We start from the raw sequence: 23,284 nt of genomic DNA on the forward strand, positions 1-23,284 counted from the left end.
TCAATATTTTAAATAACTAAAAAGGAGTGAGTTTAATGGATTTAAATAAAAAAGCATTATTTAATGAATTTGGTGATACAGAAGTATCAAAGAAGAGAATGGTAAATGGTAATACAACTAATCTTAATGACTTTAACAATATGAAATATACTTGGGTTTCAGATTGGTATAGACAGGCGATGAATAATTTCTGGATACCAGAAGAAATTAATTTATCACAAGATTTAAAGGATTATAAGAGATTAACTAAGGATGAAAAAACAGCTTACGATAAGATTTTATCATTCTTAATCTTCTTAGATTCAATACAAACAGCTAACCTTGGAAATATAAATAATTATATTACAGCTTCAGAAGTTAATTTATGTTTAACAATTCAAGCTTTCCAAGAAGCAGTACACTCACAAAGTTATAGCTATATGCTTGATAGTATTTGTTCTCCAGAAGAGAGAAATGATATATTATATCAATGGAAAGATGATGAAATTCTTTTAAGCAGAAATAAGTTTATTGGGGATTTATATAATAACTTTATAAATGAACCAAACTTATATAATTTTATCAAAGCATTAATGGCTAACTATGTTTTAGAAGGAGTTTATTTCTACTCAGGATTTATGTTCTTCTACAACTTAGAAAGAATGGGTAAAATGCCAGGTTCATCTCAAGAAATAAGATATATCAATAGAGATGAAAATACTCATTTATGGTTATTTAGAAATATAATTAGAGAACTTACTTATGAAATGCCAGAAGTATTTACAGATGAGTTCAAAAATGAACTTAGAGATATGGTAAGAATAGGTGTAGAAAATGAAATTGCTTGGGGTAAATATGTAATAGGTAACAGAATCCAAGGAATGAATGAAACACTTATTGAAAATTACATCAAGTATGTAGGAAACTTAAGACTTAGAGATTTAGGTTTAGAAATATTATATGAAAGTAATTTAGAAAATCCAGCTAAATGGGTTGAATTATATTCAGATCCTAATATGGTTAAAACAGATTTCTTTGAAGCAAAATCAACAGCTTATGCAAAGGCTGGGGCATTAATAGATGACCTATAGAATATAGAGAAAAGATAATGTACAAATCAATAAAATAAATTTGAACTATATAGATACTAAAGTATAAAGTAAAAACCTGTGGATAACTTTTTAAAGAAGTTATCCACAGGTTTTTTATTTTTTATTATTAACAATTTATAAATTTAATTTGAGATGAAAGGTTTTTAAGATTATTTACGTCTATATTAGTGAAGGAATAAGTTTTAGAAATTTAAGGGGAGATATGGATGATAAATTCTAAAAATTATATAGCATATCTAAAATCAAAAAACTTAGAAGCTTTAGATTATATTATAGATAGATATTCTAATTTGATGTTTAGGGTAGCGTATAGTGTTTTAAATAATAGAGAGCTTTCTAATGAATGTATAAATGATGTATATATGAAAATATGGAGTTATGTTTCTGATTTTGAAGGGAATGAAGATAACTTTAGAAACTGGGTTTGTACTATAACAAAGTATAGAGCTATAGATATGCTTAGAAAAGAAGAAAAGCATCAAGAAAATTTTAATATAGATGATTTGAAACAAGAAATATTTATAAACCAAGATAAGAGAGAGGAAGTAATGATTTTAAAAGATGTTATTAACTCTATGGAGGATATAGATAGAGAAATATTTGTGAGGAGATTTTTTTATGAAGAAAAGATATCTAATATAGCAAAGATTATGAATATGTCACAGAATGCTATTAATCTTAGGATTTTTAGAGGGAAAAAGCGAGTATGTAAGGTTTTTGAGGAGGGAGTTAAAGATGAAAAAAGATGATAGTTTTTTAGATAAAATAGAGGACTTTTCAAAAATTGATTTACCAGATGTAGAAATTAGTGATTTAGAAAAGGAGAAGATAAAAATGAATGCTAGAAAGGTTTTAGATGGTTTAAAAGAAAGAAATAAAGAAATGAATTTTACAATTACAGAAGAAGAGGTTTTAAAGATAAAAAGAAATCTTATATCTATTGGAAAAGAAAATATTAATGGTGTTAAAGATGCTGGTGTAATGAAAGAGATAGTTGAAAAAACTATGGTGGAAGAATTAGCAAATAAAAAAATAGAAAGAAGTCTTAGAGTAAATGTTAGACCTATGGGCTATTATTATGGATCAGTTGCTTATTATTATTTATATTTAACAGCAGATGAGCTTATTTATTATGGCTTTGATTTTAATTATCTTCTTCTAAATAAAGAAACTATCTCTATAAAAGATATACAATCAGCAGGACTCGCAAGTAGTGATGGAGATGATAAAGAAGATATTATCCCATACTATGAAAATATTATAGAGCTAAAAGATAAGTCAATAGCAATGATTATTCATAATAGAGAGAAGCAAAAGGAATTAGAAAAATTTTTAGAAGCTATAAGAGATAAAGGGGTTAATGATTATGATAGAGAAAAATTAGCTAAGACTAATAAGATAGGATATATAATATTATGGATAATGTTTGCTTTATTAGGTGGAAATATGATTTATAATTTAATTTTAGGAAACTTTTAATATAAATTGTAGATAGTTTAGTTTATTAAAGAGAATGAAACCATATTAAGGGGAAAAGATATTTTTTCTTTATATGGTTTTTTATTATACAAAAAACGGCAAAAGTATGAATAAATAATTAATAATATTAATAAATAAATAAAATAATAAGGAATTAATTTAAACATGAACAATAAAATGTTAAATTAATTAAAATAATTACTAAAAATACTGGAGAAAGATAACAAAATGATATATACTAGAAATTGTTCAGAGAGAAATACTTAATATTTTACATAAAATTTTATAGTAGTGGACAAACTTAAATATGTAAGTTAATACAAAAGATAAAAAACAAATAAAAGAGGAGTGATTAAAAGTAATTTAGCTAGTACATAAAGATATTTTTTATATCTTATTTTTAACAAAACAAAAGATAAAATTGAAAGGGGAAAATAATATGTCACACAACTTTTTACTTGACTTAGCCCTAATTCTTATAAGTACTAAATTATTAGGTTTATTAACAAAGAAATTACAGATGCCACAAGTAGTTGGTGCATTACTTGCAGGGCTAATACTTGGACCATCATTTTTAAATATTTTAAAAGATTCACCATTAGTTGAACAGTTATCATCTTTAGGTGTTATAGTATTAATGTTTGCAGCTGGACTTGAAGCTGACGTAACAGAATTAAAGAAAAGTGGTAAAGCATCACTTATAGCAGCAATACTAGGAATTATACTACCTTTATTAGGTGGATTCTTAATAGCTACATTATTCCATGAAGGAGTAGGACCACATAAAGTTCTTAAAAATGTATTCATAGGAATAATCTTAACAGCTACATCTGTAAGTATTACAGTTGAAACTTTAAAAGAGCTTGGAAAAATCAGTACAAGAGCTGGTAATACAATACTTGGAGCAGCTTTAATAGATGATATTTTAGGTATCATAGCTCTTACAATAGTAACAAGTATGGCTGATTCATCAGTAAGTATCGGTATGGTATTATTCAAAATAGTAGCATTCTTTGTTGTAGCAGCAATAATCGCATTTGTATTCCGTAAATTATTTGTTTTATGGTTTGCAAAACGTGGTAAAGAAGATTTAAGACGTTTTGTTGTTATACCATTTGCACTTTGCTTATTCTTAGCATATATTGCAGAACATTATTTTGGAGTTGCAGATATTACAGGAGCATTCATTGCAGGTATGATAGTATCTAATACAGAAAAGACACATTATATAAATGGTAAGATGGAAACACTATCATTCTTACTATTATCACCAATATTCTTTGCAAGTATAGGATTAAAGCTAGAACTTGGTCAAATGGATTCAAAAATGATTTGGTTCACAGTAGCATTAATAGTTGTAGCAATAATAACAAAGATAATTGGATGTGGATTAGGAACAAAATTATGTGGATACAGTAATAGAGAATCATTACAAGTAGGTACAGGAATGGTATCAAGAGGTGAGGTTGCTCTTATTGTTGCAAGTAATGGAATGAGCGTAGGACTTATGGCAGATCAGTTCTTAGCACCAGTTGTTATAATGGTTGTATTTACTACTATTGTAGCACCAATCATTCTAAAATTAGTATTTAAAGATAAGAAAGAACCAGAATTAAAAAAGGCTAAATAATAAAACTTAAAATATTGAACATATTTATAAACTTTAGTTTATGAATATGTTCTTTTTTATTAAAAAAAATACCTCATTAATTTTAATGAGGTATCTTATTATTTTGTATAGCTTGTATTATTAAATTATTTGTTGATATTTACTTTATAATTTGAAAACTTTAAGAAATAGTTGCTAAGTATAAGTATTATTATAAATGGCAACACCCATCCAAAACCTTGAGAACTTAAAGGTAGATATCTTGTTATAAATCCAAATTGTTTAGGAAAGGCTTCTAAAAAGCTTATTATTAAAGTTATATATGTACAAATTTTATATACTAAATGGCTTACGATAAATTTTCTAAAAATATTTAAGACAACAACAACAATAGTTGCTGGATAAACTATATTTAAGACTACTGTTGAAACTGAGATTATGTTTGTAAGTCCGATACTAGCAGTTATTCCAGTTACAACAAGTATAGCTGCAATAGCTACATTATATTTAATTTTATTATTAGAAATTCTAACAAAGAAAGATCCACTAGCTGCTAACAGTCCAACAGATGATGCTAAACAACCTATAGCTAAAACTATTTCTATTGCTATAACAGCAAGTTTTCCAAGGGTAGAATCTGATATAAATAAAAGTAAATCAGAATCTGAAAAACCGTTTGCTAAATTTCCAGTTCTAGATCCTAAATATACAAGTCCACCATACACAGCACATAAAAGTATAATTGCTACAGTTGAAGATTTTAATATAACTCCAAATACTTCATTATTTTTATATCCTTTTGATTTAATAGAAGCTGTTACGATGCTTGCAAATAGTACAGATCCTATAGTATCCATAGTTTGATAACCATCTTGTAGTGATAAAGAAAAATCATTAGGAATAATATTTCTTGAAAATCCACTTATAGGAGTAATAATACCTTTTATTATTATTGCAAAAATAACTATTAAAAGAATAGGTGTTAAATACTTACCTATAATTTCTATAACTCCTGATTTTTTTACTACTAAAAAATATAGTAATAATAGAAATACTATTAGGAATTCTATTAGATTAATAGATGGAAAGTTATGCTTTATAGCTATTGAATAAGTTATAGCTGCTGCTCTTGGTAATGCTATTAAAGGACCTAGTAAAAGTACTAAGCAAATAGAGAATATCTTAGTAAAGTTCTTTCCACACTTTATACATAGTTCTTCAAAGTTACCATTACATTTCATACACGTTAGTAGACCTAGCATAGGAAGTAATACACCTGTTAGACAAAATCCTATTATGCCTAAGTAAAAATGATTTCCAACATTTTGTCCTAGTTTAGGAGGAAATATTAAATTACCTGCTCCAAAAAATAATGAGAAAATCATAAATCCTATGACTGTAAAATCTTTAGCTTTTTTCTTCATAAGTTTACCTCTTTAACATTAAATTGATTTATATAATTACTTACTAAAATTACATTCATAATATTATCAAAAAAATATAGTGAAAACAAAGAGGTGAAATTACTTTAAATCAAGTAAAAATCAGCTTTTATTAGTAATGTATATATTATTAATATGTGTCTAAATCAATTTGAAAAATTAATATATAAATGGTTATGTAATTATTATATTTTTTAGTTTTTTATAAAAAAAATATATTTATATATGTATAAAAATTAAATTATATCTGTATTTTTATGCAAGAAGAATAAAATGGTTAATATTATGGAGATATTAGGAGTAGTAATGTCTAAGGAGTATTTTTATTTTAATAGATAAAGTCTTTATAAATAATGATTTTTTTATTTATATACATAATAATTTTTTTTTATAAATAAAATTAGAAACTTATAATAACTATTGACAAATGAAATATGATAATTGGAGTTATTTAAAGTAAATAAAGGTAAAATAAAGAAAAGTAGAAATGTAAATGTAATGATGAGGGTTAATTATAAAATAATCCTTAAAAGGGATTAAAAGGGATATTGATAGTATTTGGAAATAGGAATATAATTCATATAGGTTTAATGTAAGGGGTGAATAATGTGTCACATAAATTTTTATTAGATATTGCAATTATCTTGTTAAGTACAAAATTGCTGGGACTTATTACTAAAAAATTGCATATGCCTCAAGTTGTTGGAGCATTAATTGCAGGACTAGTCTTGGGACCAGCTATGTTAGATGTTCTGCAAGAAACAGACTTTATACAACAGGTAGCATCTCTTGGTGTAATTATTCTAATGTTTACAGCAGGGCTTGAAACTGATATTAAAGAGCTCAAGAAAACGGGTCTTGTTTCGTTTATTGTAGCAGCTTTGGGAGTTTTATTACCTCTTGTTGGTGGATTCGTTATCTCAATATTCTTCCATGATGGTTCAGGGTATCAAGCATTTTTAGAAAATGTTTTTATAGGGATTATTTTAACAGCTACGTCAGTAAGTATAACTGTAGAAACTTTAAAAGAACTTGGTAAGCTTAATACTAGAGCTGGTAACACTATACTTGGTGCAGCTTTAATAGATGATATTCTAGGTATTATAGGGCTTACACTTATAACAAGTATGGCAGATTCTACAGTAAATATAAAAATAGTTCTTATAAAGATAGTTTTATTCTTTGTTTTCTCTGCGATAATGGGAGTTATATTCCATTATATATTTAATAAGTGGGTAGGTAATTATGAAAAAGACTTAAGAAGATTTGTTATTGTAGCATTTTCTTTATGTCTAATATTCTCATATGTTGCTGAAGAATTTTTTGGAGTTGCGGATATTACAGGAGCTTTTATAGCTGGGCTGATAATTTCGAATACAGCTAAGACAAGCTATATAAATGCTAGATTTGAAACTCTATCATATATGTTATTATCACCTATTTTCTTTGCAAGTATAGGTATAAAGGTAATACTTTCAGGAATGAATTCAGAAGTAATATTATTTACAGTTCTTCTTTTAGTAGTAGCAATACTTACTAAGATATTAGGTTGCTTTATTGGAGCAAAAGTTTGCAAATATTCAAGTAAAGAGTCATTGCAAATAGGAACTGGAATGGTATCGAGAGGTGAAGTTGCCCTTATAGTAGCAAGTAAGGGAATTGCTATAGGGCTTATGAATGATAAATTCTTAGCACCAGTAGTTATAGTAGTTGTTGTAACTACAGTAGTAACACCAATATTATTAAAATTAGTATTTAAAAATGATGATAATAATTTAGATCCAAATGAAAAAATTGATAATGGTTTAGTTGATAAATATGAAGATGCAACTAGAGAAAAAGTTTATTAATTTATATTTTATTTAAGGAGAATATCTTTTAGATATTCTCCTTTTTTTATGTATAAAAAACTTTACATTATTTATTAAATATTAACAGGAAAAATATGTTTAATACTAATTATTATTTTATCAATAAATTTCTTATAAATTGCATATTTTATGGCTTTTTACCTTATTTTAATATTATTAAATAAAAGATAAAAAAAGTATTAATTTTAGTTTACTTGTAAACTAATTTTTGATATATTTAGATGTAGTGAGATTAATTTAGACAAAATTTTTATGTTTATTTAAATTTAATTCATAGCCCATAGGTAATTGGGAAAAGTAAATATATAAATTCATGGAGGTGAAATTATGAAAAATGCTTTTAGAGTGTATAAAAGGGATATAAAAAGTATGTTCACTAACCCTGTAGCTTTAGTAATAATAATAGGAATATGTATAATTCCATCTTTATATGCTTGGGTTAATATAAAAGCTAGTTGGGATCCGTACGAAAATACAAGTACTATACCAGTAGCTGTGGTTAATGAAGATGCAGGTACTACTTTTGATGGAAAAAGCATGAATATTGGTGATGATGTTGTAAATCAACTTAAACAGAATAATAAGATAGGATGGAAATTTGTCACCGCAGAGCAGGCCAATGCAGGTATTGCAAATGGTACATATTATGCAATTATAGAAATACCAAGCAATTTTTCAAAGAATTTAACTAGTTTAACAACAAATAATCCTGTAAAGGCAGATATAATATATAAAGTTAATACAAAAGTTAACCCTGTTGCTAATAAAATAACTGATGCAGCAGAATCAACTTTAGTTACACAAATAAAAACTAGTTTCTTAGACACAGTAAATAAGGAAGTTTTTTCTAAATTAAATGTAGCTGGTGGAAAAATTAAAGAAAATGAGCAAAATATCTTAAAGTTAAAAGACTCAGTTATTAATGTAAATAATAATATGGATTTAATAACTAATGTTTTAAATAGTGTTAGCACAGGTGCTACAAACTTAGATAATTATTTAAATACAGTAAAAATGTCTTTACCACAAATTACTGCTAGTTTAAATAATGTAAAGACTATAACAGTAAATACAGGACAAATAATAGATAATACAAACAGTACATTAAGTACAGCATTTAATAATATAGGTCTTAATTTACAAGGAGCTCAAAGTGAAATTGCTGGAGTTCAAGGAAAGTTATCTTCACTTAACTCAGGTTCAAACACAGCAGCACAAGCTCAAAATACTATAACAGGTATTAAGGGGAGTCTTACTAAATCAAGTGAGATGCTAGGAAGAGTTAAAACTTTCTTAGAAAGTATGCAAAAGTCTGATCCAAAACAATCTATTGCAAATTTAATTAATACTATATCAAATGTTCAATCTACTATATCAGATGAACAAGGTAAATTAGATTTAGCAAGTAATGCAATTGACCAAACGGGTCAAGTTAAAGAATCAGCACTTAATGCTGCAATTAATGGACTTGGAAATGTTTCATCAGGAATTGGGAATGTAATTTCAACTTATAACAATTCAACTAAGGGTGATTTACAAACTATAGGAAGTGGATTATCAAGTTCAACAAAAACAGCAGCAGAGCTTATAAATAAAGCAAATGGATTAGTTGAAAAAATGAATGATGTTCTTTCATCAGCAAGTTCAAGTTCACAACTTGCTTCAAGTACAGCAACAAGCATTAATTCAACTTTAAATCAATTTAGAGGAGTTATATCAGAATTAAGTAAGCAATTAGGAAATATATCAACTGCTGACCTTAATAACATAATTACTTTACTTCAAGGTAATCCAGAAGTTATGGGTAACTTTATGTCAGAACCTTTTAATGTTGAAGAAGAATCAGTATTCCCAATTCACAATTATGGTTCAGGTATGGCACCAATATACACTGTTCTTTGTTTATGGGTTGGAGCTTTACTTTTATCATCATTATTAAAAGTAAGACCACCAGAATTTGAAGGAAGCGAAAATATCTCAATAAGAGAAAAGCATTTTGGAAAGATGTTTACTTTTGTTACTCTTGGAATAATACAATCAATAATTGTTACAGTTGGAGATAAGTATATTTTAGGAGTTCAAACAGCAAGTTTCCCACTATTATTAGCATTTGGAATTGCAACAGGAATTACATTTGGAATAATAGTATTTACTTTAGTTTCATTACTAGGAAATATGGGAAAAGCAACAGCTATTGTTTTAATGGTTATTCAACTTGCTGGTACTGGAGGAACATATCCAGTTCAAGTTTTACCTTTATTCTTTAGAATAATACAACCAATTGCTCCATTTACTTATGCAGTAGAAGGATTTAGAGAAGCTGTAGCAGGAGTAGTTGTTAAACATGTTGTTACAGATTTTGTAGTTCTATTTGCTTTCTCATTAGGATTTGTTTTACTTGGTTACTTCTTAAAACCACTTTTAGATAAACCAATGGCAAAATTCGAAGAGAAGTTTGAAGAATCAGGAATAGGAGAATAGAGGTGAGGATATGAGAAAAATATTTAAAGTTTTAAAAAGAGACTTAGTTAATATATTCAAAAATCCTGCAGCAATAGTAATTGTTTTAGGAATTTGTATTATCCCATCTTTATATGCTTGGATAAGTTTAAAAGCTAACTGGGATCCTTATATAAATACAGGAAACTTACCAGTTGGTGTTATTAATGAAGATAGAGGAACTATAGTAAAAGATAAGATACTTAATGTTGGTGATGATGTAGTAAACCAATTACAACAAAATAAAAGTATAGGTTGGAAATTTACTACTATGCAACAAGGTGAAGAAGGTTTAAAGAATGGTGAGTATTATGCACTTATAGTAATACCACAAGATTTTTCACAAGATCTTGCTAGTCTTACAACAGCTGCACCTGTAAAACCTACATTAAAATATATAGTAAATGATAAAACTAATATAATTGCTACTAAGATAACAGGATTTGCCAAGACTGAATTAGCTAAACAAATTAAAACTAATTTTGTTAAGGCAGTTAATGAGCAAGCTGTAAATATGGCTAATACACTTGGTGAAAAGTTAGAAACTAATAAACCAGTATTAGACCAATTAAAATCTGTTATGAATGCAGCAGATCAAAGACTTACTGAAATAGACCAAAGTATAAGTCAATCAAGTAAGAGTGCAGATAGTCTTTCAAGTTATTTAAGTACTATGAAGACTGATTTACCACAAATAACAAATCAAATAAATACATTACAAGGAGTTGTTGGAGCAAGCAAAAACTTAATTTCTTCAACTCAAGGTACAGTTAATTCCCTAGGAAATAGTGTTACTTCAGCTGTACCAGAAATAACATCAGTAAATAGTCAGTTACAAGAACTTTTATCAACTTTAGGTACACTAAATACTTCAGTAGCTGATAAAGATAAATTAAAGCAAACTGTAAATAGTGCAATCGGAGTTGCAGATAAATTAATAAGTGAAGTTCAAGCTAATATTAATAAGCTACAATCTATAAATAGTATCTTTAACAATCCAAGTATTGAAGCAAGTATAGCTAAGCTTCAAAATGTTAAAGGTATGATTGAACAACAACAAGAACAATTAAAAGGATTAGCAAATCTTCTTAATGCAACAGATTATAATCCACAAGTTATAGGCGATAAGTTAAAGTCAATCTCAAATATGAGTAATAACTTAACTTCAGGAATTAGTTCAGCTGCAAATAGTATAACTACTAATACAATACCAGCTATAAATTCAATAGGACAAAGTTTAACATCAGGATTAACAAGTGCTGATTCATTACTTGAAAGTAGTAAATCAATAGTTCCACAATTAAATTCACTTGCAAACTTCGGTATAAATACAAGTGATACTGCTGTGGAAAAAGCTAATCAATTGAAAGATAAGTTAAATAGTTTCTCAAGTCAACTTGCTACTTTCCAAAATAAAGTTAATGGAGTTGATAAGCAAAGTTTAGATAATTTAATTGAATTACTAAATAAGAATCCAGAAACAATATCTTCATTCTTAGCTTCACCTATTGAAGTAAAACAAGAAAATGTATATGGAACATATGATTTTGGAGTTGGTCTTACACCATTCTATACAGTTCTTGCTATATGGGTTGGATCATTACTTCTAACTTCATTATTCACTGTTCATGCTGAAGATTTTGAAGATGGAACAAAGCTAAATCTTATGCAAAAGCATTTTGGTAAATTACTTTTATTCGTAATCTTATCATTAATCCAAACAACAATAGTAACAGTAGGAGATAAATTTATCTTAGGATTAAATCCTGCAAATATGTGGTTGATGCTTGGAATGGCATGGCTTTGCTCATTAGTATTTACATTTATAATCTTCACATTAGTTTCTCTATTTGGAAACTTCGGAAAAGCTTTATGTATAGTTATAATGGTATTCCAAATAGCAGGTTCAGGAGGAATATATCCAATTCAAACTAATCCAAAAATATTTGGAGACTTACAATTCTTATGGCCATTTACTTATGCAATAGATAGTTTTAGAGAAGCAATAGCTGGTCCAAACTGGAGCATGGTAAATACAGACATTAAAGTTTTAGCAATCTTTGCAGTAATATTCTTAATACTGGGATTTGCAAAACCTTTAGTAAATAAGTCAACAGAGTTTATGGAAGAAAAGTTTAAAGAATCAGGATTATAAGATATAAATAAAAAGATAGTTACTAATTTGGTAACTATCTTTTTTTATATTTTATGAGTGTTTGAGTATTTATTTTAAGACTTGGAATAATAATACTAGATTCTAGATAAAGTTATAAAAATTATGTAAAGATAAGTAGTTTTTTCTCAAATAAAATAATAAAATAGCACATTAAAAGAAAAGGCTTTTCATATATTTATATAAGTGAAGAAATTTGTGAGTAATTAAGTAGGAGATTTTCTGTGGATAAATGTAATGTTAAATTTTTAGGGCAAAAATCTATTGATATTGCTGTGGATAAAAATAAAATATGTAAATTTTATTCTTTAGAGAGTAGACAGAATAATAAGGATATATTAAATCATCATATTTTACTTATTGATATATCCGAAAGTATGAAAGATGAGATTTTAAAGTTAAGTAAAAGTGTAAAAGAAACTTTGAGAGCTCTTAAGAAAGAAAAAAATAATTTTGTTTCTGTAATTTTATATGCAGGAAATGAAAATCTAATTGTTTTAGGAGAAGGAATTAGATGTGATGATTCTTCATATAGAATGAGCAGAATTTATAAAAAAATAGATACGGAGCTTTATACTAGAGAGGGAAGTTCACTATTTAACGCTTTAGTAAAATCTGATGAAATAATAAATGATCTTAATTCACAAACAACAAGACACAATATAATTATTTTTACTGATGGATATTTTTCAAATGTTGATTCAAGTCAATTTCAAGAAAAAGAATCTTGTTTGGAAATGGTGGAAAAATTAGAAGAGTTAAATGTGTGTATAAATACAGTAGGCTTTGGAGCTTATTATGATAGAGATTTCTTAAAGGATTTAGCAGGTAAATCTTATGGTGGAAGACTTAGTCATATAGAAGAGATAAAAGATTATTCAAGGGTTGTTCTATCAGAAGTAAGAAGAATTAATAATAGTGAAGAAGTAAATATTGAGATTGATAATAAGGAATACTTCTTAGTAAATTCTAATAAAAACATTAGGGGAAAACATACTGTTAATAGTATTCAAACTAATAAAGAGAATATAATAGTAGTTTTTGATGAAGATTTAAATATAGACGGTAAAGTTATACAGAGTAATAAAAAAGTACTTAAAAGACAGTATATAGAGGATTTTAGTTATAGTCTTGCTAGATATTATGTTTATCAGGATGATATAGATAATATGGAAGTTGCAGTTGCTATAAGTAATGATATTTATGCTTATGAATCTCTTGTTAACTGTTATTCATTTAGTGAAAAGGGAAAAGTTTTAGAATTTTTAGATCTTTTATATAATGATAGAAGTAAGAGGTTTAAAAAGGGTAAGAAGACTATAAAGTTAGAAAATGAAGAAACTGAACCTCTTTGTCTTTTAGAGATTTTAAAAGAAATTATGGATGATAAAGAGTCAAAGCTTTTATGGGATTATTCTTATAATTATAAGAGAATAGGAGTTAGAGAAAAGCAAATAGAGGATGATTATAAATTTATAAGACCTAAAACAGGTTATGGTGATGTTACAAGCATAACAGTAGGAAGTAAAAAACTTAATATAGGAGTTAAGGTGAAAATTAATGGAGTTGTCCAAAATATTAAGAATAAACTTATGATGAATGCTTGTATATATAGAGATTATAATCTTGTTGTTAATGGAAATATAAATACTGATGAAATTTGGTGTAAGCTATCTAAAAGCCTTAAATCAAAAATTAAGAATCAGAAGCTAATTAAAGATGTTATAAAAGTCTACGATGAAGAGATATGTGTTCTAAATCTTAAGAATGTAAGACTTACAAATAAGAGAACTAGTAAGCTAATTAATGAATATACATTAGCTAAGTATTTATATGATGTAAGAGTTTTAGATTGTGAAATTTGGGCTTTAGAAAATCTTATAAAAGAAGTTTTTAGTGAAGTAGAGTTAGAAGAGGATAGTAACTTAAATAGAGAAGAATCAGATATGAGAAATTTATTTAGAGTTGATGAAAAGGGAGTTTATTCACCAATAAAAGTAGAAAGAGATACAGAGTCTAAATATGAGTTTTATTTATCAAAAGTAGTTGAATGGAAGCTAGAAAGATTTCCTAGAACTAATGAGAGAAAAAAGGCTTTAGAAAAATATAAGTCATTTATAATTGGAGATATTAAGAGTAGTTATAAAAGAATTCTTGATAAGTTAAAAGAACTAGAGGCTGAAAGATATGATAAGCAGAACTTAATAAATATAGTGAGATTATCTAATAAGCTTAGAGAAAGAAATTATTTTATTTGGGATGAAGTTATCACAAAAAGAAAAGTTGAAACTGATAAAGAACTAAAGAAGAATATAGTAATTGATGAAACTGTTAATATCAGTAGAAAAGATATTGATGGAATTAAAGTAAGAGAGGATTACTATGAAGTTTTAAGTAAATATAATTAAAAATTAAAGGGAGAGTGTATTTAACTCTCCCTTTAATTAAATGATTAACCATTTATATCTAAGTTAATAAATTAGCAAGATTTAGCAAACGCTGTAAGTGTAGGATTTTCGATTTGGAAGAAAGCAACATCATCAGGGTTATTAGATATATTTGTTACTCTTACTGAATAAGTTGTACATTCTGAACAAGTACCACAATCAATCTTATCGAATGAGAATTGTTGTTCTATTTCAGTTGGAGCAGATCCTGGAAGGAATGTGAAACTAAAAGTACCACATGAAATTTCTTTACATCCATCAGTTTTAACAAGTTCAAAGTTTGCTCTAATTGTATCAACACTTATAAATCTAGCGTGTATTTGAGCTTCGAATCTTAATAAAACTTTAGGGTCTTTTAAGCATTCTGTATCTAATGAGATACAAACAAGAGAAATTGGAGTAATTGGAAGTGGTGCATTACCAGGAGTTATTGTTGGTGGAAGAGTTGTTGTTGAACCACAACAAGCTTCAAATGTCATAGGTGGACATGGTTTTACCTTCTTTTCACAACAGTTACAGCAACAATTATTTGAACTGCACTTTCTTGAGCTCTTTTCCTTTGAACCATATTTTCTTGATTCATCATAATATTTACTTCTTGATTCATATTTTCTTGAATCATAATATCTGCTTCTTGAACGAGATTTTCTTGATTCATATTCTCTTGAATCGTCACAATCATATTTGTTAGATTTTCTACTTTCGTAGCAATCTTCATCCTTATAACTATCACTTTCGTTAGGGAAATTTAAATTCATAAGTTTGTTACCTCCGTTTTTATCTATAAGTTTATTAAAATTTTATTATTAGGTTTGCATAGTATATTGTATGTTCTGTAGAATACTTTGACACAGTTTTTAATAAAATCTAATTTTTTATCACCCTAGCAACTAAGCCTTGTTTAGAATCATAGCCAACATCAATATGTGTTATATTTTCAGAGTTAGAATTATTGAATTCAGCTATAACTGTAGCATCATCAGTACTTTCAGGAATAAATACTCTTTGGTCCTGAAGTATTACCATTCCAAGTGTTAAAACTATCTTATTAACAAATTCTTGTTTATCATTGGACTCGGAATGTAACTCTTCATATTTTTCAGTAATTTTTGTATATTCGTGACTCCAGTAAATTTTATCTGCAGGAGAGAAATAATAAGTTAAAGAGTTATTGTCTTTATCTAGACTTTTATAATCTGTATCAAAATTAGGTTCTTTATTGTATTTTATATTTATCATTGTTTTAAAAGGAAGCTTTACAGTTGTTTTTTGATCTTCAGCAGAATCAGCAAGAGTAATTTGAACACCTTTATCTATATACCCTTCAAGGTACATTTTTTTATTATCAGAACTAAACTTACAAAGTTTTAAGATAACTGTGCTAACATCTGATTTCATTGAAATAATAGGATATTTATATTTAAGTTCACAAAAAATATTTACATCAAATTCTGAGAGGATAACAGGAAAGGCACCTATAATCGGGCCAGAAGAACCCATTGGAGTTTTGTAAATAACTTTATTTTTATTAAGTGGTACAGTAATTTTATTAGTAGTTTTTCTACTTCTGGATTTTCTTTTTTTAGAGTTTAATATCTGTCTTGATTGTATATGATTTAAGTCCATAAAAATCCTCCTATATTAAGTGATAAGCCTAATGCTTTTTTAATATAATATTCAAGAGAAAGATAAAAGTATAATAAATAAAAAACATATTTACAAATAAAGTAAAATAATATATTATATAGAAAATAATAAATATATTTAAAACTTATCAAGAGTGGTGGAGGGACTGGCCCTATGAAGCCCAGCAACCAATAGGAAATTTTTTCTATAGGTGCTAATTCCTGCAGTTTTCTGAGAGATAAGGGTATTATTAGAGTATTAGAATGCTTAAGGAATAATCCTTGGGCATTTTTTTATTTTCTTGGGGTAAAAATTAATTTTAAAATAGGGGGCTAAAAAATGAATATAAGAGAAATTTTTAATCAAAAAGAATTGGTGTTATCTTTTGAGGTATTTCCACCAAAGCCAAGTTCAAAGATAGATGTTATTTATAAAACACTAGATGAGCTTAAAAGTTTAAATCCAGACTTTGTAAGTGTTACCTATGGGGCAGGTGGCAAGGCTAATAATAATAGGACTGTTGAAATAGCTGGGCTTTTAAAAGAAAAATATAATATAGAACCATTAGCACATTTAACATGTATTAATTCAACAGAAGAACAAATAAATGAAGTGTTAAAAAGCTTAAGAAAAAATAATGTAGAGAATATTCTTGCTTTAAGAGGGGATTTACCAAAAGAAAATATTTCAGTTAATAGATATAAGTATTCAAGCGACCTTGCAAAACATATAGATGACTTTGGTGGCTTTAATATATCAGGAGCTTGTTACCCTGAAGGATACAATAAGAATGAAACTCTTGATACTCACATAGATATGATTAAGAGGAAAATAGATTCAGGAGTGAGTCATCTAGTATCTCAATTATTTTTTGATAATAATTACTTTTATGATTTTCTAGATAAGGCAAGACAAAAAAATATTAATATACCAATAGAAGCAGGTGTTATGCCAGTTCTTAATAGAAAGCAAATAGAAAGAATAGTATCTCTTTGTGGAGCAAAATTCCCAAGAAAGTTTATGAAAATAGTAGAAAAATATGAGTATGATAATATTGCTTTAAGAGATGCAGGAATAGCTTATGCAGTTGAACAAATTGTTGATTTAATTTCAACAGGAGTAGATGGAATTCATTTATATACTATGAATAATCCTTATGTTGCAAAGAAAATATCAGAAAGTATAAGCTCGATAGTTAAGTCAATAAATAAAAATTCAAAAATAAATAAGTTTAATAATATAGGAATTTATAGTGATATAGATTCAAAAATTAAAGTTGGAAGGGGAATTTAAATGGAAGTAGTAAAAAATAAAGTAGAAAGTTTTGAATTAGACCATAGAAAGGTTAAGGCTCCTTATGTTAGAAAATGTTGTACTTTAGATGGAGTAAGTGGGGATAAAATCACTAAATTTGATTTAAGATTTTTTCAGCCTAATAAAGAATATTTTGAAACAGCAAGTATACATGCTCTTGAACATTTACTTGCAACGTATCTTAGAGAAAAGCTTGATAATATAATAGATATTTCACCTATGGGATGTAGAACAGGATTTTATTTAAGTGTATTTAGAGATATAGAAGCAAAAGAAGTCAAAGAAGCATTAGAATATTCATTAAATGAGGTTTTAAAAGCTAAAGAAATTCCAGCAGCTAATGAAATTCAATGTGGCAATTATAGAGATTTATCTTTAGATGGAGCTAAAGCTTGCGCAAGAGAGGTATTAAATAAAGGGTTTTCTTTAAATATATATGGTTAATATTTATAGGCTATCTTATTATTTAAGATAGCCTTTTTTTCTTTAATAATTAATAAAGAGTTTTCAAATGACCCTACTTATCAAATTATTAAAAATACATTAAGAATACTTAATAAAACTCACAATACTAACTAAGATACATATAATGAAATGTATTAATTTAAAGAAGGTGAGAGGTTTGGCTAAATATCAAGATTTAAAACTTGAGGTAGATTTTAAAGATTCTATTAGTACAGAGGATCCTATAAACCATAGAAGATATACTTTTGTTGATTCAAAGGATGAAAATGCTAGTTTAAGCATAGGACTAAGATATAACTTTAAAAAGCTAGCGTCAAAAGGAAATGAGATATTAGGGGAATGGGCTGTAACAGAAGGAGAATATATATTATATTTTCATATACATCTTGATAAGTGCAATAGACCTGCAGGTATTGGTGTTAGAAATGCAATTATTAGAAGAAACCTAGTTGATTGTATAAAACAAATACTTAAAGCAGATATAAAATTAATAAACAAACATGCTTACTTAAAACAATCTAATGTGATTGTTTGTTTTAAATCCTCTCTCCCTTACTACGATAAAATAGAAAATTGGGGGATAGTGGATGACTATATTGGTGAAAATAGTTTTGATTTTATACCAGATTCAAAATTAGAATTAGATGTTATAAAATCTTTATTAAAGCCATATATAGATAAAGAAGTTGTCGATTTATATGATGAAAAAAAGAATTATAGTATGCAAAAGATAGAGATTATTAGCCTAGAGAATCTAGGAAGTATTTCATCTTATAAAGTAGTTTTGAGATTAAGAGTTAAAGTAAGTGATAATAAATTTGAAAATCTTATTATAGAATTTAAAATAGACAATGGGAATGTGTTAGTAAGCAGAATAAAGTAAAATAAAAGCTATCTTTTAGAGATAGCTTTTTTCTTTTATAAGAAAAATATTGAAAATAAACAATTTATTAGTATATAATGTAAAAATAAAACTTTAGGAAGAATGGGGGAAAGTATAGTGGATGTAAAACTAAATAAAGATAGAGAAAAATTCTCTTCAGGGATTGCAGTATTTTTAGCTACACTTAGTTCAGCAGTAGGACTGGGTAATATTTGGATGTTCCCGTATGTTACAGGGGAAAATGGTGGAGCAGCATTTATAATTACATATCTTATATGTATTTTTCTTATAGGCTTACCAGTACTTTTAATAGAATTTTCTATGGGAAGAGGTAAGAGAAAAAATATATATGGAGTTATTTCTAGTTTTACAGATAAAAAAATTTTTAAGAGTATAGGATTTATAGGAATTATAGCAACTTGCTTTATTTTATTTTTCTATACAGTTGTAGCAGGTTGGGTTTATTCATACATATTTAAAGCAATAAAAGGTATTTTTACAGGAATGAGTGCAAGTGAGGTTTCTAATATTTTTGCTCAGACTAGTGGAAGTGCAACAGCTTCACTTACTTGGCAGCTTGTAGCCGTAGTAGTTACTTGTGGTATTTTAATGTTTGGAGTAAAAAGTGGAATAGAAAAGCTTACGAAAACTTTAATGCCAGTTCTTATAGGACTTTTAATTATATGTGCTATTAGAAGTTTAATGTTACCAGGAGCCATGGAGGGGGTAAGTTTTCTTTTAAAACCTGATTTTTCAAAAATAAATATTGGAGTTATTATCTCAGCAATGGGACTTGCTTTCTTTAAACTATGTGTAGGAACTGGAACAATGATAACATATAGTAGTTATTATACTGATGATAATAATTTACCTGCGACAGGTACAAAAGTTGTTCTTGCTGATACAGGGGTTTCTTTACTTGCAGGACTTGCTATTTTTCCAGCAGTATTTTCATTTGGATTAGAAGCAACGAGTGGACCAGGACTTTTATTTAAAACAGTACCTCTTATTTTTGCAGGAATGCCTGGAGGAAATATATTATTAATATTATTCTTTGCTTTAACAGCAATGGCAGCAACTATGGCTATGATTTCTCTTTTTGAGGTTTTAACAGCTGCTTTAATAGAACAATTTAAGATTAGTAGAAAAAAAGCTCAAGTTATTAATATAATTATTGTTATGTTATTTGGAGCATTAGCTGCTTTATCAGCTAGTCCAGATTCAGTTTTAGCAGGAATAAAATTATTTGGATATAGTATTTTTGATTTCTATGATAAATCAGTATCTATGGTTATGTTACCTATTAACGGAATACTTATATCAATATTTGCAGGTTATTTTATAAAGAAAAAATATTTTGTAGATCAGCTTACTAATAACGGAACATTAAATAATAAGAAGTTAGTAGACGTTATATTATTTACTTCAAAATATATAACACCAATTTTAATTTTGATTGTGTTTATAGGTTCATTTATATAAATTTTGAAAGATTATCTTGAAAGAGGTAGTCTTTTTTTATTTTAATGTAATTCTTTGGAGGACATTTGTCTTTAAATTATTGTTAAATAGTGGAAATTAATTCAACTAACATATATAATATATCTTATAGAGAAATTTATATTGGGGTATTTTGAAAAAAGGGGGTTATTAAATATGAAAAAAATTAAAATAGCAGTTTTAGGTCTAGGTAATGTAGGTCGTGGAGTTTGGAAAATCTTTGAGAAAAATAAAGATGAAATTATAAAACGTTCAGGATATGAGGTAGAAATAAAAAAGGTACTTGTAAGAGATTTAAAAAAATCTAGGGGAGTACATATTCCAGATGGGATATTAACTACAAATTATAAAGATATTATTGAAGATGATGAAATTAGAATAGTAGTAGAGCTTATGGGAGGAATAGAACCAGCTAAAAGTTATATTCTTGAAGCAATAAAAAGGGGAAAGCATATAGTAACAGCTAATAAAATGCTTTTAGCAACTAGTGGAGATGAAATTTTTGAAGAAGCTGATAAGGTGGGTGTTAAATTTAATTATGAGGCTAGTGTCGCTGGAGGAATTCCGATAATAAGTGCTATAAATGAAAGTCTTACAGCTAATAAGATTGAAAAATTATATGGAATAGTAAATGGAACAACTAATTATATCTTAACTAAGATGGAGCTTGAAGGAATTAGCTTTTTAGATGCATTAAAAGAAGCACAAGATAAGGGGTATGCAGAGGCAGATCCAACATCAGATATTGAAGGTTTTGATGCTCAATATAAACTTGCTATACTTTCATCACTTGCATTTGGAACAAAAATAGAAGTTCAAGATGTTTATAGAGAAGGGATTACACATATAAATTCTTTGGATATACAATATGCAAAAGAGCTTGGGTTAAAAATAAAATTACTTGCAACAGTTAAAGAAAAGGATGGAGCTTTAGAGCTTAGAGTTCATCCAACTATGATACCAGCTACACATCCTCTTGCTAATGTTTATGATGCTTTTAATGCTGTTTTTGTTACAGGTAATGCAGTTGGAGATTTAATGTTTTATGGACAAGGGGCTGGAGATTTACCAACAGGTAGTGCGGTTGTAAGTGATATTATTTCGATTTTAAGAAGTAATGTTGAAAATGAAAATTATATTCCAGTAGTTAAAAATAATTTGTGGAAAAAAGAAATTAAGGATATGAGTGAAGTTGAGAGTAGATATTATATAAGAGCAACAGTTATAGATGAACCAGGAGTTCTTGGAGATATAACAAAAAGCTTTGGAGTAAATGGTGTAAGTTTAAGGTCAGTTATACAAAGAGGAAAAAGACGAGATGGGCAATATGTTACATTAGTTTTTGAAACACATGAAACAAAGGAAGTTAATATAATTACAGCAATAGATACTATCTATGAAATTAAGGGAATGAAAAAAATAGATAATTTAATAAGAATAGAAGAATTTAATTAAAGTAAAAGGAGCTATCATAATTAGATAGCTCCTTTTTTAGAATAATAAATGTGCGATTATCGCTATTATTGGTAGTGTTATAAGAGTTCTTTGAATAAAGATTATAAATAATTCTTTAAAGTTTATTGGTATTGATGAACCAAGAAGAACACTTCCTACCTCGGACATATATATAAGTTGAGTTACTGAAACACAGGCAACTACAAACTTAGTTATTTCAGGAATTCCTTCTTTAGCAATCATAACTGATGGAAGGAACATATCAGCAAAACCAACAAGTATTGTTCCAGCGGCATCTGTTGCATTTGGAATATTTAAAAGCCAGAATAGTGGTATAAATGGAATACCAAGTATTTTGAAAATAGGAGTATATTCTGCAAGTATAAGAGCAGTTCCACCCATTGCCATAACTACTGGAATAACACCAATCCACATATCTAATACATTTCTTACTCCTTCAACAGCAAGAGATTTAAAGCCTTTAGTACTAGCTGCTTTTTCAACAGCAAGTTCAATACCATAGCTAAAAGATGTATGACCTTCAGGTAAAAGTTCTGTTGATTGATGAGTAACTCCATCATAGCATTCTGTTGATTTCTTTTTTAATGGTCCGATTCTAGGAATTATTATTGCAGCAATAATTCCAGCTAAAGTGATTGTTAAATAAAATGGAACAAACATATGTTGAAGTCCAACTTGAGATATAATAACAAAACTAAATGTTATTGAAACTGCTGAAAAAGCTGTTCCGATTATACAAGCTTCTTTTTTATTGTAGAAACCTTGTTCATATTGTTTAGATGTAAGTAAAACACCAATAGTTCCATCTCCTATCCATGAAGTTATACAATCAACTGAAGCTCTACCAGGAAGTCCAAATAAAGGTTTCATTATTTTGGTAAGCATAGATCCACAAAACTCTAAAAGACCAAAATTTAAAAGAAGAGGAAGTAAAAGTCCTGCAAATAAGAATACTCCAAATAATGTTGGAAGTAGACCATTTAGTACAGTTCCAGCAGTAGCATCACTTATTATAAAAGCTGGTCCTATTTGAAAATATGTACATATAGCAAAGACTGCTCCAAGAATTCTTGATACAAACCAAAGTGTAGAAACATTAAATAGTGAGTTTAATGTTTCACTTTTTAAAATAAAGTTTGGTTTAAATATTTTTGTTAGTACGGATATAATTGCAGTAGCTGAAATTATTATTGTAAGAATTAAAGGTAATTCATCTGCTAAAGAATTGCTTACTAGTCCAGAAAAATAAGCAACAGGAATAGTAAGTCCTTCACTTGTTTTTATTGGAACCATAAAAAGTAAAATTCCTATAAGTGATGGAATTAAGAATTTTGAAATTTCTAAAGTAGTGTAACGTTTCTTAGCTAATTTATTTAAATTTGTATTATCCATTAGTATATCCCCCTTTA

17 protein-coding genes and 1 riboswitch are annotated in these 23,284 nt (G+C 27.5%); of the genes, 13 read left to right on the plus strand and 4 right to left on the minus strand.

The genetic code is table 11. The features are described from left to right. Positions 1-35 precede the first annotated feature (35 nt). From BN8917_RS03240 to BN8917_RS03255, 4 genes are all read left to right on the plus strand, one after another. Positions 36-1,070 carry a ribonucleotide-diphosphate reductase subunit beta gene (locus BN8917_RS03240; RefSeq protein ID WP_066870559.1) on the plus strand — a complete coding sequence of 345 codons (1,035 nt, stop codon included), beginning with the start codon at positions 36-38 and terminating at the stop codon, positions 1,068-1,070. Between the two features lie 227 nt (positions 1,071-1,297). After that, on the plus strand, positions 1,298-1,840 hold the full coding sequence (locus BN8917_RS03245; RefSeq protein WP_066870562.1) for a sigma-70 family RNA polymerase sigma factor: 543 nt from the start codon (positions 1,298-1,300) through the stop codon (positions 1,838-1,840). Continuing rightward, entirely contained in the window at positions 1,827-2,570 is a 744-nt protein-coding gene (locus BN8917_RS03250; RefSeq protein WP_066870565.1) for a hypothetical protein, read from the plus strand. Before BN8917_RS03245 ends, BN8917_RS03250 begins: the two co-directional genes overlap by 14 nt. A 439-nt stretch (positions 2,571-3,009) precedes the next feature. After that, complete coding sequence (locus BN8917_RS03255; protein ID WP_066870568.1) at positions 3,010-4,200, plus strand: cation:proton antiporter; 1,191 nt, start codon at positions 3,010-3,012, stop codon at positions 4,198-4,200. 125 nt (positions 4,201-4,325) lie between these two features. Here BN8917_RS03255 and brnQ read toward each other — a convergent pair whose 3' ends face one another. Continuing rightward, positions 4,326-5,603, minus strand: coding sequence for a branched-chain amino acid transport system II carrier protein (brnQ, locus tag BN8917_RS03260; protein WP_066870571.1), 1,278 nt, complete (start codon positions 5,601-5,603; stop codon positions 4,326-4,328). A 626-nt stretch (positions 5,604-6,229) separates the two neighbouring features. Here brnQ and BN8917_RS03265 point away from each other — a divergent pair. The 4 genes from BN8917_RS03265 (at position 6,230) to BN8917_RS03280 (ending at position 14,572) form a co-directional block, all read left to right on the plus strand. Then, the gene (locus BN8917_RS03265) at positions 6,230-7,471 is read left to right on the plus strand and encodes a cation:proton antiporter (protein WP_066870574.1); all 1,242 of its coding nucleotides are present in this window, start codon (positions 6,230-6,232) and stop codon (positions 7,469-7,471) included. 348 nt (positions 7,472-7,819) lie between these two features. Then, entirely contained in the window at positions 7,820-9,973 is a 2,154-nt protein-coding gene (locus tag BN8917_RS03270) for a YhgE/Pip domain-containing protein (RefSeq protein ID WP_066870577.1), read from the plus strand. A 10-nt stretch (positions 9,974-9,983) separates the two neighbouring features. Then, positions 9,984-12,146 carry a YhgE/Pip domain-containing protein gene (locus tag BN8917_RS03275; protein ID WP_066870580.1) on the plus strand — a complete coding sequence of 721 codons (2,163 nt, stop codon included), beginning with the start codon at positions 9,984-9,986 and terminating at the stop codon, positions 12,144-12,146. A 242-nt stretch (positions 12,147-12,388) separates the two neighbouring features. Further along, positions 12,389-14,572 (plus strand): vWA domain-containing protein, encoded by a 2,184-nt coding sequence (locus BN8917_RS03280; RefSeq protein ID WP_066870583.1) that lies wholly within the window; start codon positions 12,389-12,391, stop codon positions 14,570-14,572. Between the two features lie 71 nt (positions 14,573-14,643). Here the strand turns inward: BN8917_RS03280 and BN8917_RS03285 are convergent, their stop codons facing one another. Next, positions 14,644-15,369 (minus strand): DUF4489 domain-containing protein, encoded by a 726-nt coding sequence (locus BN8917_RS03285; RefSeq protein ID WP_066870586.1) that lies wholly within the window; start codon positions 15,367-15,369, stop codon positions 14,644-14,646. A gap of 109 nt (positions 15,370-15,478) precedes the next feature. After that, positions 15,479-16,237, minus strand: a complete 759-nt coding sequence (locus tag BN8917_RS03290; RefSeq protein ID WP_066870589.1) for a hypothetical protein — start codon at positions 16,235-16,237, stop codon at positions 15,479-15,481. 142 nt (positions 16,238-16,379) lie between these two features. Continuing rightward, positions 16,380-16,482, plus strand: a riboswitch (SAM riboswitch). Positions 16,483-16,576: 94 nt separating this feature from the next. Between BN8917_RS03290 and metF the strand changes: the two genes are divergently transcribed. The 5 genes from metF to BN8917_RS03315 all read left to right on the plus strand — a co-directional run bounded on the left by metF (position 16,577) and on the right by BN8917_RS03315 (position 21,854). Beyond that, entirely contained in the window at positions 16,577-17,530 is a 954-nt protein-coding gene (gene metF / locus BN8917_RS03295; protein ID WP_066870592.1) for a methylenetetrahydrofolate reductase [NAD(P)H], read from the plus strand. Continuing rightward, the gene (locus BN8917_RS03300) at positions 17,531-17,995 is read left to right on the plus strand and encodes an S-ribosylhomocysteine lyase (RefSeq protein ID WP_066870595.1); all 465 of its coding nucleotides are present in this window, start codon (positions 17,531-17,533) and stop codon (positions 17,993-17,995) included. Between the two features lie 178 nt (positions 17,996-18,173). Further along, positions 18,174-18,899 carry a staygreen family protein gene (locus BN8917_RS03305; RefSeq protein ID WP_066870598.1) on the plus strand — a complete coding sequence of 242 codons (726 nt, stop codon included), beginning with the start codon at positions 18,174-18,176 and terminating at the stop codon, positions 18,897-18,899. A gap of 102 nt (positions 18,900-19,001) precedes the next feature. Further along, positions 19,002-20,381, plus strand: a complete 1,380-nt coding sequence (locus tag BN8917_RS03310) for a sodium-dependent transporter (RefSeq protein WP_066870601.1) — start codon at positions 19,002-19,004, stop codon at positions 20,379-20,381. 174 nt (positions 20,382-20,555) lie between these two features. Beyond that, the gene (locus BN8917_RS03315; RefSeq protein ID WP_066870605.1) at positions 20,556-21,854 is read left to right on the plus strand and encodes a homoserine dehydrogenase; all 1,299 of its coding nucleotides are present in this window, start codon (positions 20,556-20,558) and stop codon (positions 21,852-21,854) included. A gap of 36 nt (positions 21,855-21,890) precedes the next feature. Here the strand turns inward: BN8917_RS03315 and BN8917_RS03320 are convergent, their stop codons facing one another. Continuing rightward, on the minus strand, positions 21,891-23,267 hold the full coding sequence (locus BN8917_RS03320) for a YjiH family protein (RefSeq protein ID WP_066870608.1): 1,377 nt from the start codon (positions 23,265-23,267) through the stop codon (positions 21,891-21,893). Between the last annotated feature and the right edge of the window lie 17 nt (positions 23,268-23,284).

Origin of the sequence: Clostridium mediterraneense, from assembly GCF_900091705.1 — a bacterium.
GTDB classification, from domain to species: domain Bacteria; phylum Bacillota; class Clostridia; order Clostridiales; family Clostridiaceae; genus Sarcina; species Sarcina mediterraneense.